10 protein-coding genes are annotated in these 12,409 nt (G+C 71.7%); 1 reads left to right on the plus strand and 9 read right to left on the minus strand.

All coding sequences use genetic code 11. From position 1 onward, the window contains the following. Positions 1-88 precede the first annotated feature (88 nt). The 8 genes from AB0K15_RS17905 to dacB form a co-directional block, all read right to left on the minus strand. Positions 89-913, minus strand: a complete 825-nt coding sequence (locus AB0K15_RS17905; RefSeq protein ID WP_364051946.1) for an ESX secretion-associated protein EspG — start codon at positions 911-913, stop codon at positions 89-91. 98 nt (positions 914-1,011) lie between these two features. Beyond that, positions 1,012-1,815 (minus strand): ESX secretion-associated protein EspG, encoded by an 804-nt coding sequence (locus tag AB0K15_RS17910; protein WP_364051036.1) that lies wholly within the window; start codon positions 1,813-1,815, stop codon positions 1,012-1,014. Positions 1,816-1,950: 135 nt separating this feature from the next. Continuing rightward, positions 1,951-3,357, minus strand: a complete 1,407-nt coding sequence (locus AB0K15_RS17915; RefSeq protein ID WP_364051039.1) for a hypothetical protein — start codon at positions 3,355-3,357, stop codon at positions 1,951-1,953. A 19-nt stretch (positions 3,358-3,376) separates the two neighbouring features. Continuing rightward, positions 3,377-3,742 (minus strand): hypothetical protein, encoded by a 366-nt coding sequence (locus tag AB0K15_RS17920; protein ID WP_285971916.1) that lies wholly within the window; start codon positions 3,740-3,742, stop codon positions 3,377-3,379. A gap of 197 nt (positions 3,743-3,939) precedes the next feature. Beyond that, on the minus strand, positions 3,940-4,491 hold the full coding sequence (gene hpt / locus AB0K15_RS17925) for a hypoxanthine phosphoribosyltransferase (RefSeq protein ID WP_220247209.1): 552 nt from the start codon (positions 4,489-4,491) through the stop codon (positions 3,940-3,942). Positions 4,492-4,493: 2 nt separating this feature from the next. Next, a complete protein-coding gene (gene tilS / locus AB0K15_RS17930) occupies positions 4,494-5,465 on the minus strand; it encodes a tRNA lysidine(34) synthetase TilS (RefSeq protein WP_364051043.1) in 972 nt (323 codons plus the stop codon). Next, entirely contained in the window at positions 5,462-6,478 is a 1,017-nt protein-coding gene (locus tag AB0K15_RS17935; protein WP_364051949.1) for a zinc-dependent metalloprotease, read from the minus strand. The genes tilS and AB0K15_RS17935 overlap by 4 nt, the downstream gene beginning before the upstream one ends. 92 nt (positions 6,479-6,570) lie before the next feature. Then, positions 6,571-9,942 carry a D-alanyl-D-alanine carboxypeptidase/D-alanyl-D-alanine-endopeptidase gene (dacB, locus tag AB0K15_RS17940; protein ID WP_364051046.1) on the minus strand — a complete coding sequence of 1,124 codons (3,372 nt, stop codon included), beginning with the start codon at positions 9,940-9,942 and terminating at the stop codon, positions 6,571-6,573. Positions 9,943-10,113: 171 nt separating this feature from the next. Here dacB and AB0K15_RS17945 point away from each other — a divergent pair, with 171 nt between their 5' ends. Next, entirely contained in the window at positions 10,114-10,629 is a 516-nt protein-coding gene (locus tag AB0K15_RS17945; RefSeq protein WP_364051049.1) for an inorganic diphosphatase, read from the plus strand. Between the two features lie 81 nt (positions 10,630-10,710). Here AB0K15_RS17945 and AB0K15_RS17950 read toward each other — a convergent pair whose 3' ends face one another. Then, positions 10,711-12,345, minus strand: coding sequence for an MDR family MFS transporter (locus AB0K15_RS17950; RefSeq protein WP_364051052.1), 1,635 nt, complete (start codon positions 12,343-12,345; stop codon positions 10,711-10,713). Positions 12,346-12,409 lie beyond the last annotated feature (64 nt).

Raw genomic sequence — 12,409 nt, forward strand, 5'->3', positions numbered from 1 at the left:
CCGTCCGGACGATCGACCCTTGTGAGCCTCACGCAGGTCAACGGGCAATACGCCACGAGGGTTCCCGGATCAGCCGGTTCGCGTCACCCTAGCGTGTGTCGGCGGCCACTGAAGCCACCATCTCACCGAGTCGCGTTCGCAGCGTCATCGAGTCCGCGGGGGCCACCGTCACCCATTCGCGGCCGTCGGATCCCGCCCGCGACAAGCTGAGGTAACGGCCCGTGGCGGTGTCGAACCAGCCCAGCACGCGGGACCGCTGCCGGGCTCCGAGCTGGGTACGGCTGTTCGCGGCCAGCTGACCGCCGCGCAGCCGCGGCTGGCCGGAGATGAGTGCGTACGTCTCCCGCGGGTCGACGGTCGCGCGCTCGCTCAGCGACTGGCGCTTCGCCCGCCGCCCCTTCTCCTCCGCCCCGCCCAGGTCGCCGGCCGCGACGGGCACGCGGATCGGACGTGTGTGCAACGCCTCGTCCAGCGGGAGTGTGACGGACGCCTCGCTGCCGCGGCGGCCGCCGGGCAGCAGGTCGACGATCGTGGAAACCAGGCCGTCGGCCGGGGTTTCGCGCAGCCAGATGCCGTCGGCGTCCTGGATGGCCACCACGCCGGCGGCCCGCCCGTCGCCCGCCGCGAGCAGCGCGACGGGGTGGGCCTGGAACTCGGGGATGTGCAGCGCGTCGAGCGAGATCGGCGCGCGGGCGAGCAGGTTCAGCCACTCGTCGACAGGCGGTTCGAGCCGGCCGCGCGCGTCGCGGACGCCCCGCGCCTTGAGCTCGACGTCGACCCGGTGCCGCAGCGATACGCGCTCGTCTTCCGTGGCACCGTGCGAGCGCACGCGCAGCGGGTAGGGCAGCTCACCGAGCCCCGCGGACTCCCAGAGGAAGTCGAACGCCAACGGCGAGAAGAACTCTTGGTGCATGCGGTGGTGCTCACCCTCCAGGATCGATCTCTTGCTCAACGTAGCGCGAGCGTGCCCTGGGCAGGAACGGCCTGAAGTGCTGAACTACCAGCAGCTCCTCAGAACGCGGCCGCGCTCTCCTGCCCCGCCGCGCCGGCCATCATCTCGCCGAGACGGTGCCGCAGGGTCGCGGCGTCGGCCGGCGCGATGGTGATCCAGTCGCGGCCGTCGCGACCGCGCGTGGCCTGTGTGAAGTAGCGGCCGGTCTCGGTGTCGAACCAGCTGAGCACCGGCGACCGGCTGCGCCCGCCGAGGCGGTTGCGCGCGTTGGCGCCGATCTGCCCGCCGCGCAGCCGGGGCTGGGCGTGCAGACGGGCCAGTGCCTTGCGGTCCTCGTCCACGCTCGCGCGGCCCGAAGCGTCGACCTGGTTGCCGCGCCGCTGCATGAAGTCGACACCGGAGCTGCCCACGAGCTGCTCCAGCGGCACCGTGATCGACTTCTCCGTGCCGCGCGGTGCGCCCGGCAGGAGCGAGACGATGGCGGTGGCCAAGCCGTCGGCCGGGCACGGCTGCAGGTGCAAACCGCGCTGGTCCTGTACGGCCAGCAGGCCCTGCTCGCCGACGAGGCCGGCGACGGCCAGCAGCGGTTCGGCGCCTGGGTCGAGCAGCTGCACCGTGTCGAGGCTCGTGTCGGGCGCGGCGAGGATGCCGAAGTACTCCGCGACGTGCGGCGCGGGCCGGCCGCGGCCGTCGGCGAGACCCCGCTGGGCCAGGCCGCCGAGCGTGCGCGCGCGCAGTGCGTCGCGCTCGTCGACGGTGGCGCCGTGCGAACGGATCCGCAGCGGGTAGGGCAGCTCACCCAGCGCGGCCGACTCCCACAGGAAGTCCACCTCGAGCGGGGTGAGCAGCTCCGCGTTCGGCATCGACCAAACCCCCAAACCCCGTGTCACACCTTGTGTTCAGGACGTTGTGTTCAAGACAGTTTCGGCGGTGCTGCGCCGTGTCCGAGACAGACGCGGGCGCGCGGCCGGGAAGGCCACGCGCCCGCGGGAAGTACGTCAGTTGTCGTCGTCGTCCGACCAGGCACCGATCACCGGCGGAGGCGTGGCCTCGTTGGCGCCGAAGGCGTCGTCCGGGTCCGGCTCGATGAGGAAGGACGCGTGGGTGTGCTCCTGGTCCTCCTGGCCCTGGCCGCCGTGGGCGCCCATGCCACCACCCATGCCGCCGCCCATCGGGTTCATGCCGGGCGGGGTCTGGCCACCGATCGTGCCGCCGGCCGAGACCACGCCCTGCTGCTGCACGGGCGCGGCGCTCTGGGCACCCTGGTGCTCGGCGGCCGCCGACGTGCTCTCTTCGTTCTTGCGCGCGCCACTGCGCGAGCCCTGGCCGAGCTTGCCGCCGGCGAAGCCGGCACCGCCGCCCAGCGCGCTCAGGCCGAGCGCCGAAGCGGCACCACCACCGCCGCCACCGCCACCGGCGGACACGGCCGGCGCGGCCGGAGCCGGGGCGGGCGCGGCACCCGCGCCGGTGCCCGCCGAGGCGGCCATGCCGCCGTCGAAACCGGACGTGCCGTAGGTGCCCGAGTTGCCGGTGACCAGCGGGCCACCCGCACCGGACGTCCCCGAGGCCGCGCTGCTGCCGGCGTGGCCCGTGTAGCCCGTGCCACCACGGCCGACGGCGTAGCTGCCGGCGGCGAGGGCACCGGCGCCGACCGGCGCCGAGATGGTGCCGACGTTGCCGAAGTCGTTGCCGTTGAAGTGCGTGGGCGTGGGCTTCATGCCGAGCGAGTCCGGGCCGAAGCTCGGAGTCGTGTTGTCGACCTCTTTCATCGACTGCGTGTAGGCGTTGAAGAACGCGACCTGCTGGGCCTTGACGTCGTTGGCGGCGTCGGCCTGGGCCTTCTGGTCGGCGGCGAGCGCGGCGGGACCGCCGGCGAGCGCCGCGGACATGGCCTGCTTCGGGTCGTAGTCGAGCGGCGCCGGCATCTTCTTGACCTCGGCGGCGGCCGCGGCCTGCTTCGCGAGGCGGTCGGCCATCGTGTGGGCGGCATCGGAGGCCTGCGTGCCCGAGTTGGCGATGGACACGAGCGCGCCCTGCGCGCCCGCGGCACCTTCGCCGACCCACGCGTTGCCGAGCTCGGCGACCGCGTTGTACAGGTCGTCCGACGCCGTCTTCAGCTCGGTGCCGTGCTTGGTCCACTGCTGCCCGGTGGCCTCGGCCGTGCCCGGGTCGTTGTCGGTGACCGCGCCGTTGTAGAGCTGGTGGCTCTCCTGCGCGTTCCAGTTGGGCGGGTTGGCGATCGCACGGTCGCCGCCCATCTCGAACCCGCCGGCGCGACCGCGCGCGGAGTCGACGATGTTCTGCGAGACCGAGTTGTCGCCGAGCTGCACCGCGGACCCGCTGGCGGGCACGTTCTGCGCCGGCGGCTGCTGGCCGTAGTTGCTGCTGTCCTGGTTTCCAGCCATGACTTCGTGATCCCCCTCGTCAGGCCTTGCGGAACGGGTCGGCCGCGGACTGGTCGAACTCGTGGTAGCGCGCCATCGCCGTGAGGATGCCCTGCTCCGCCGCCTCGTACTGGCTCAGCAGGTTCTGCAGGGCCGCGGAGTAGGAGTCGCCACCGCCGTCGGCGCGCTGGACGAACTTCTCGGCCATCGCCTGCCCGACGGGGTTGGCGCCGAGCTTCGGCGGCTGAGCGAGCGAGCCCGCGCTGTTGAGCAGGGCTTCGACCGCGTCTTTGCCCGTGCGGATCTTGTTGAGCGCGGTCTGCGCGGCGTCCGGGTCGATGCCGACCTGGCCGTTGACAGCGGCGCTCTTGAACGCGTTGGCATCGGCCAAGCTGCTGTTGCCCATTGCCCTCTCTCCGTTCCCCCGCGCGAGCTCCCCGCTCGCTTGGCAGTAGGTCTTCGCATAGGTTAACGCACCAGGTCGGCACCTATGACGCGATCGGCGAACCCCAGGTTCCCCGCTGTGTGTGATCGCCGCAACACCGCCGGCGCGTTACCGACCTTGACACGTTCGACAGCCGCGGGAGGTTCATCGCCGGGCTTTCAGGACGTGTAGACGTGCGGGTCCAGCGTGCCGATGTAGGGCAGGTCGCGGTAGCGCTCGGCGTAGTCGAGGCCGTACCCGACCACGAACTCGTTGGGGATGTCGAAGCCGATGTACTTCACCGGCACGTCGACCTTCACGGCCTCCGGCTTGCGCAGCAGCGAGACGACCTCGAGCGACGCGGGGTTGCGGCTGGCGAGGTTCTTCAGCAGCCACGAGAGCGTGAGCCCCGAGTCGACGATGTCCTCGACGATCAGCACATCGCGGCCCGCGATGTCGCGGTCGAGGTCCTTGAGGATGCGCACCACACCCGACGACGAGGTCGAGGAGCCGTAGGACGACACGGCCATGAACTCCAGCTGCGTCGGCACCGGCAGAGCGCGGGCGAAGTCGGTCATGAACATCACGGCGCCCTTGAGCACGCCCACCAGGAGGAGGTCACCCTGGCCGTTTTCGGGGTAGTCCGCGGCGATCTTGGCCGCCAGCTCCGCGATCTTGTCCTTGATCTGCTGCTCGGTGATGAGCACGGAGGCGATCTCGCCCTCGTACACGGTCATTCCCCTCGGGTGGTGGGTTCGGGTCCGGACAGCGAGAGCCTGCCACGGCACCGGCGCGCCTCCAAGTTGCCCGGCAGCCAGACGCCGCCCTGGCCGCGCCAGCGGGCCACGAGCGCGTCGACCGAGCGCAGGTGCGCGTCGGTGAGTTCCCGCACGCCCGAGCCCAGCAGCCACCTGCGGAGAACCCGTCTGCGCAGTGCCGCGGGCTCGGTCTCGAGCACCGTCACGTCCAGCCCTTCGGGCCCGCCCGCGCGGGTGAGAATCCTGTCCGCGACTGTGTCCAACGCCTCGGTGTCGTCACGCAGCTGTGCGGCCGTTCGGGCCAACGCGGCCGCGACGCCGCCGGCGAGCACGTCTTCCAGCAGCGGCAGCACTTCGGCGCGAAGGCGGACGCGGGTGAAGCGCGAATCGGCGTTGTGCGGGTCCTGCCAGGGTTCGACGCCGAGCTCGGCGCAGGCGCCACGGGTCTGCTCGCGCGTGACGCCCAGCAACGGCCGGCCCCACGGCGGGTCGAGCGGGCGCATGCCGGCGAGCGACCGCGGTCCGGAGCCGCGGCCCAGGCCCAGCAGCACCGTTTCGGCTTGGTCGTCGAGGGTGTGGCCGAGGAGCACGAGTCCTTCGCCGTCGGGCAGCGCTTCGCGCAGCGCGCGGTACCTCGCGGTGCGCGCGGCGGCTTCGGGGCCGCCCTTGCCCGTGACGTCGACGGTGAGGATCTCCGCCTCGTCCACACCGAGCTCCTTCACGGCCACGGCGGCTCGCGCGGCGACTTCGGCGGAGCCGTCCTGGAGCCCGTGATCGACGATCAGGGCGCGCGTACGCAGCTTCCGGTGGCGCGCGACGTACGCCATGGCTTCCGCCAGGGCAAGGGAATCCGCCCCGCCGGACACAGCGACGCACACCTGCGGCGGGGGTTCCAGCGTCGCGAGGAACTCCCGCACGGCCCGGCGGACCGCCGCGAGCGCGCTCACCCGTGCAGGCGCCGCACCCAGGCCGCGGGATCGCTGATCTCGGCCCGGGTCGGCAGCGTGTTCGGCGAGCGCCAGACCGCGTTGAACCCCTCCATGCCGACGGCGTCCACCACGTGCTTGGTGAACTTCGCGCCTTCTTCGTACTGGCGGATCTTCGCGTCGAGCCCGAGCAACGCGCGCAGCATGCGGTCGAAGACACCGCCACCCTGGCGACGGGCGCTGAAGCGCGAGCGGATCACCTCGACGGTGGGCACGACCCGCGGCCCGACGGCGTCCATCACGTAGTCGGCGTGGCCTTCGAGCAGCGTCGACAGGGCGAGCAGCCGGTCGAAGATCGCGCGTTCCGAAGGCGACTGCAGCAGTTCCGCGATGCCGATGCCCTTGCCGCGCTGCTTGAGCGCCTCGGGCAGGCGGCCGACGAGGTCGGACAGGCCGTCGGCGGAGTGGCCCGCGATGCCGGTGACGAGGCGTTCGACCTCGTCGGCGAAGTAGTCGCGCAGCCACCGCACGGCCGTGAACTGCAGGCGGTGCGTGCATTCGTGCAGGCACACCCACAGCCGGAAATCGGGCGCGTGCACCTTCATCGCGCGCTCCGCGGCGACGACGTTGGGCGCGACGAGCAGCAGCTGCCCTTCGCGTTCGGGGCCGCCGAACGGGTCGTACTGGCCGAGCACGCGCGAAGCGAGGAAGGACAGGACGAGCCCCGTCTGCACGCCCGCGCCCGACGCCAGGATCGGCCCGAGCGGACCGCCCTGCGCCTCGGGCAGCGCGCGGCCCGTGAGCGCTTCGAGCCCCGACGCGGCGGAGCGCACCCAGCCGGGCCGGTCGACGACCGTGCCCGGCAGCAGCGGCAGGTCCTTGCCCAGACCCGTCAGCTCCCGCACATGGCCCTCGGCCTCGGCCGTGAGGTCACGCAGGTCGGTGACCGCGCGCGCGGCCTCTTCCTTCGGCACCTGCGGACCACCGCGCACCAACCGCGCTCCGGTGGACGCCGCGAGGTCCCAGTCGACCATCGGCCGCCGACGGGTCTCGGTTTCCTGGCTCACCTGTCCGACGCTACCTGCACGAGGGCACTTTGCCCGACTGAATCCGCATCCGATTTCGCCTAGTTGCAGCCACACTTCCGCAGGGTGGTGGCCAGCACGTCGAGCGCGGCCTGGCCCGGGTTCTTCTCCGAGCCGTTGGACATGAACGCGAACGCGAGCACGCGGTTGTCGCTGTCGAGCACGTAGCCGGCGAGGGTGTTGACGCCGGTGAGCGTGCCCGTCTTGGCGCGGACCCAGCCCTTGCCCGCGGCCGAGTTCGGCGTGGCGTAGCGGGTGGCGAGCGTGCCGGCGGGGCTGCCGGCCACGGGCAGGCCCGCGAGCAGCGGGCGCAGCTTCGGGGTGTCCGGGTTCTTGCCGTCCGGCGCCGCGGCCTCGGCGAGCACCTGCGCGAGCAGCCGCGCGGGCACCTTGTTCTGGTTGGACAGGCCGCTCGTGTCGGACAGCTGCAGGCCCGTGACGTCGAACCCGTGGTCGGCCAGCACCTTCTTCACCGACGCGGCCGCGCCGGAGAACGACGCCTCGGCGCCCTCGGTGATGGCGACCTGGCGGCCGAGGGCGTCGGCGAGGACGTTGTCGGAGATCTGCAGCAGCGCGTACGCCAGATCCGGCAACGGCGCCGACTGCACCTGCGCGACGACCTTCGCGTCGGCCGGCGCCTTCGCGGTGCCGGCGGCCTGCGCGCCGAGCTTGTCGGCGACGAGCTGGGTGAGCGTGGTCGCCGGGTTGCCCGAGCGCGGCGTCTCGTCGACCGACGGGTTGAGGCGGCCGCCGTCGGCCATCGCGGGCACGATCGGCGCGCCGTAGGTCGACGGCGCGTCGCCGGGCTCCCAGCCCGGGGCGGTGGTGGGGCCGGAGTAGGCGCTGACGTCGACCTGCACCTTCTGGACGTCCGGGTCGGCCTTCTTGATCTGGGCGACGAGGTCGTCCACGTGGGCCGCGCCGGGGTAGAGCGGCGAGTCGGTGCCGATGGGCAGCGCGGTGAGCGACGGGTCACCGCCACCGACGATGATCACCGTGCCGGGCGAAGAGCCCTGCACGACCTTGGTGACGATCCGCTTCGTCGGGTCCATCGACAGCAGCGCGGCCGACACCGTGAGGATCTTCGTGGTCGACGCCGGCGTCAGCGGCGTGGCCGAGCTGTGGTCCCACAGGACAGAGCCGTTGGCGGGGTCGATCACGCTGCCGCTGAGCTGCGAAAGCGCCGACGCACCGGCAGGTCCGGCCAGCGCCGAGGCCACGCCGTTCGCCGAGGGGCCCTGGCCCGACGTCTCCGGGCCGTGCAGCGCGAGGGTCACGGACGCGGGGTCGGGGCTGTCGCCCTTCGGCGCGTTGGGCGCCCACGGCAGGCCGAGCCGGTTGGACACCTGCGGCATCGCGGACGCGACCCCGGCCGCCGCGAGCACCAGCACCACGACGAGGCCGAGAACGACGAACTTCTTCTTGCCCTTCTTGGCTTTCGGCTCCTCCGGCGGGGTTTCCCGCTGCGCCTCGCCACTGGGCGGGTCCTGATCGTCGTAGCCCCCGGCGAAGCCTTCGGCCGGACGCTCGATGCCGACGGTCGCCTCGGCCGGGAACTGCTCACCCGACGGCTCGATGCGCACCGGGCGGGCCTGCATGCCCGACGCCGAGGGGACCGCGCCGCGCGGCGGTTCGGGAAGGCCGCGGAGGTTGTCGCCCTGGTTCTGGAGGCTGTCCCACTGGGGTGCGTCGCGGGGGCCTTCGGGTTCGTCGGCGCTCGGGGAGGTGTGGAAGACGTCCCAGCGTTCGTCACGCGGGGAGTCGGCGTTCTGGCGCTGGGCTTCTTCGCGGCGGGGTTCTTCACGCTTCTGTTCGGTGCGGAAAACGTCCCATTTGGACACATCGATGTACTCGGTGCCGCTGTCACTGCCCGCGGCTCCGCTGTCGTCGCCCGCCTCTTCCTCCGGCGGCTCGACGGGCGCGGACTCGAACATCGACCCGCCCCGGCGCGGCTCTTCGCTGCGGTTCTGGTCGCCGTAGTTCTGATCACCACGGATCTGGTCACCATCGCCCGGGCGCGCGGGCCGCTCCACCGGCACCCAGGGCACGGCGGGCGGCGGAACCCGAAGCTGCTGAGTCGACTGGTCGGACGGCGTCTGCCGCGACCGCTCCGACGAGGACTGCTCCTGGCTCTGCCGGCCCTGCCGCTGGCCTTCGGATCGGTCCTGCTGCTGCCCTTGCTGGTTCTGCTCTTGCGGCCGCCGGCCCTCCGACAGGTCGAGCGGCTGGGGCGATGGGTTCTGGGACTGCGACCTCTGGCCGCCTGGGCGGTCCTGCCCCTGCTGGTTCTGCCCCTGCGGCCACTGGCCTTCCGAGCGGTCCTGCTGGGGGCCCTGCTGCGCCTGTGACCTCTGGCCTTCCGAGCGGTCCGGCTGCTGCCAAGGCTGACCCAGCTGCCACTGGCCTTCCGAACGGTCCTGCTGCGAGCCCTGCTGGCCTTGCTGCCCCGGCTGATCCTGCTGCCGCTGGCCCTCCGGGCGATCCTGCTGCCCCTGCGGCCCCCGGCCCTCCGGGCGGTCCGGCTGCTGCCCCGGCTGGCCCTGCTGCCACTGGCCCTCCGGGCGATCCTGCTGGGGGCCTTGCTGACCCTGCGGCCGTTGGCCCTCGGGGCGATCCAGCTGCAGCCGCTGCGACCAAGGGCCTTGCTGCTCGCCTTGGTGTCCCTGACCTTGCTGCTGGCTCTGCTGACTCGTGCCCTGCTGCCGACCCTGCTGGGACGCGCCTTGCTGTTGCTGCGGCTGACCTGGCTGTTGGCCCCACATCGCGTTGGCGGGCTGCTGCCGGCCCGGTCCCTGCTCCGACTGCCGACCCTGCTGGGACTGGCCGCCCTGACCCTGCTGGCCGAACAGGCCCTGACCCTGCTGGGCCTGGCTTCGCTCGCCCTGCGACTGCTGCCCGGGTGCCTGCTGGTTCAGGGACTGCTGGCGCTGGGACGGCTGCGCCCGCGGCTGCTCGCCCGGCCGCGGCCCGAGCCGGTCGGCGAGGTCCTGCCGCGGCTGTCCCGGCTGCCGCATCTGACCGGACTGCCCCGGCTGGCCCTGCTGACTCGCCTGCCCCGACTGACTCGGCCGGTCCGACTGTCCCTGCTGCCCCTGGTGCCCCTGCTGCCCCGGCTGGCCCTGCTGGGGCAGCGGCCCCGCCTGTCCATCCCGGTCGCCGCCCAGTCGGGGCTCGACCGGAGTGTTCAGCCCCGGGATCAGCTCAGGCGGCACGTTCGGCTTGAACCACGACCCCGGCGGGCGCTCGCCGGAGCCGGGTGAAGAACCCGCGGGAGGTGTGACGTTCGGCACGGCGAGCCGGTCCGTGACGGTCTGGCCGGGCTTGGGGATGGGGAAGCGCGCCGTCGCCCCACCGCCGCGCGACGACGTGTCCTCGTCACCCTCGGGCCACATCGGCTGGTCGTTGTCCGGCACCCACCACTCCTTCTCACCTGCCCGGAAGGGGCCAAGGTCACATGCTGCCTAGCCGACATCCACGGGACCCGGCGGCAGCGCGTAGTCCACACTAGTGACGTCAATGAGGTGATTACGGTTGCCGCCCACGACGTGTGGGATACCGAGATTCGAGAAGCAGCGAGGACGGCCGTGGAGTTCGACGTCACGATCGAAATCCCCAAGGGGGAGCGCAACAAGTACGAGGTCGACCACAAGACCGGTCGCATCAAGCTGGACCGGACCCTGTTCACGGCGACGCAGTACCCGGCGGACTACGGCTTCATCGACGACACGCTCGGCCAGGACGGCGACCCGCTCGACGTGCTCGTGCTGGTGCAGGAGCCGACGTTCCCGGGATGCCTGATCCGCTGCCGCGCCATCGGCATGTTCCGCATGACCGACGAAAAGGGTCCGGACGACAAGGTGCTGGCCATCCCGACCAACGACCCGCGCCTGGAGCACCTGCGCGACATCCACCACCTCAACGAGTTCCACAAGCTCGAGATCCAGCACTTCTTCGAGGTCTACAAGGACCTCGAGCCGGGCAAGAGCGTCGAGGGCTCGTCGTGGGTGGGCCGCGCGGAGGCCGAGGCCGAGATTTCGCGGTCGTACGAGCGTGAGCAGGACCGGTTGGCCAAGGAAGAGGTCGAGGGCTCAGCTCACTGAGAGCCACCGACGTCTCACTGAGAACGCGCGAAAGGGCCGTTCACCCTGGGCTGGGGTGAACGGCCCTTTCGTTGACCTGTCTCAGTGCGCCAGCGCGAGCGCTTCCTGCTCCGACCTCTGCTCCATGGCCGACTTGTCCGAAAGCGGCTTCTCCTTGAGCAGCCAGACCAGGGCGAACCCGACCGTCAGCACGATCCCGCCGACCAGGAACACCGTGCTCATCGAGCCGGCGAACCCGTCGAGGATCGGGCGGGCCAGCACCGGGTCGAGGTGGGCGAGGAACGAGGTGTCGTTCACGTCCACGCCACCGTTCGCCATCTGTTGCGCGAACTCCGGGTGCCGGGCGAGCGCCTCGACGTACGACGGGGTCGCCATCGCCGAGCGCACCGCCGCCGCGATCCGGTCACCGACCGTGCCGAACAGGATCGAGAGGAACACCGCGGTCCCCGCCGTGCCGCCGATCTGGCGGAAGAACGTGGCCGACGAGGTCGCGACGCCGATGTCCTGCGGGGCGACGTCGTTGGTGGCGGCGAGCTGCAGCGTCTGCATCGAGGCGCCCAGGCCCAGGCCGATCACGAACGCGATCGCCATCACGACGCTCAGCGGCGTCGCCGCGCCGATCGTCGACAGCCCGAACAGCGCCGCCGCCATCAGCCCGAGTCCCGCCACCGCGAAGACCTTGTAGCGACCGGTCCGCGAGATCACCGCGCCGGAGCCGAGGCTCGCGACCATGATCCCGAGGGTGAGCGGCAGCATCTGCAGGCCCGCCTGCGTCGGCGTCGCGCCCTTCACGATCTGCAGGTACAGCGGCAGCGACATCATCGCGCCGAACATGCCCGCGCCCTGGATCACCGTGACGAGCGTGGCCACCCGGAACACCGGCCGGCGGAAGAACCGCAGCGGCAGCAGGGCCGCGTCGCCCATCCGGCGTTCCTGCAACACGAACAGGACGACACCGACGAGCCCGATCGCGTACATCCCGAGCGACGCGGGCGAACTCCAGCCCCACTCACGCCCCTGCTCGGCGACGATCAGCAGCGGCACCAGCCCCAGCGTCAGCGCGCCGGCGCCGAGGAAGTCCACGCGCTGCTGCACGCGGGTGTGCGGGAGGTTCAGCACCTTGCTCACCACGACCAGCGCGGCCAGGGCGATCGGGACGTTGACCAGGAAGACCCAGCGCCAGCCCGTGACGCCCGCGAAGGAGTCCAGCCCCGCGAAGAACCCGCCGACGACCGGTCCCGCCACGCTCGAGATGCCGAACACCGCCATGAAGTAACCCTGGTACTTGCTCCGCTCCCGCGGCGCCGTGATGTCGGTGATGATCGCCAGCGCGAGCGACATCAGCCCACCGGCGCCGAGGCCCTGGAACGCGCGGAACGCGGCCAGCTCGTACATCGAGCTCGCGAACCCGCTGGCCAGAGAGCCGGCGAGGAACAGCGAGATCGCCGTGATGTACATGGGTTTGCGCCCGAACAGGTCGGACAGCTTGCCGTAGAGCGGCGTCGAGAGCGTCGCGGTGATCAGGTACGCGGTGGTGGCCCACGCCTGCAGGCTCTGGCCATGCAGCTCGTCGGCGATCGTCTTCATCGCCGACGACACGATGGTCTGGTCCAGCGCGGCCAGGAACATGCCGAGCATCAGCCCGGACAGCACGGTGAGGATCTGCCGGTGCGACAGCTTGCCGGTGCCCCCTTCCGCGGTGATGGTGGCGGTCATCTTGGTACTCCCTCAAGTCCGGTCGAGCAGTTGCTTGTATCCATCAACTACTTTCAGGGTGCAA

It is taken from the genome of Amycolatopsis sp. NPDC049253 (assembly GCF_040678995.1).
Classification (GTDB): Bacteria; Actinomycetota; Actinomycetes; order Mycobacteriales; family Pseudonocardiaceae; genus Amycolatopsis.

Coding starts and splice junctions, on each gene's coding strand:
- AB0K15_RS17910 (WP_364051036.1), bottom strand. CDS start 1,815: ATGCCGAACGCGGAGCTGCTCACCCCGCTCGAGGTGGACTTCCTGTGG.
- AB0K15_RS17915 (WP_364051039.1), bottom strand. CDS start 3,357: ATGGCTGGAAACCAGGACAGCAGCAACTACGGCCAGCAGCCGCCGGCG.
- AB0K15_RS17950 (WP_364051052.1), bottom strand. CDS start 12,345: ATGACCGCCACCATCACCGCGGAAGGGGGCACCGGCAAGCTGTCGCAC.
- AB0K15_RS17935 (WP_364051949.1), bottom strand. CDS start 6,478: ATGGTCGACTGGGACCTCGCGGCGTCCACCGGAGCGCGGTTGGTGCGC.
- AB0K15_RS17920 (WP_285971916.1), bottom strand. CDS start 3,742: ATGGGCAACAGCAGCTTGGCCGATGCCAACGCGTTCAAGAGCGCCGCT.
- AB0K15_RS17905 (WP_364051946.1), bottom strand. CDS start 913: ATGCACCAAGAGTTCTTCTCGCCGTTGGCGTTCGACTTCCTCTGGGAG.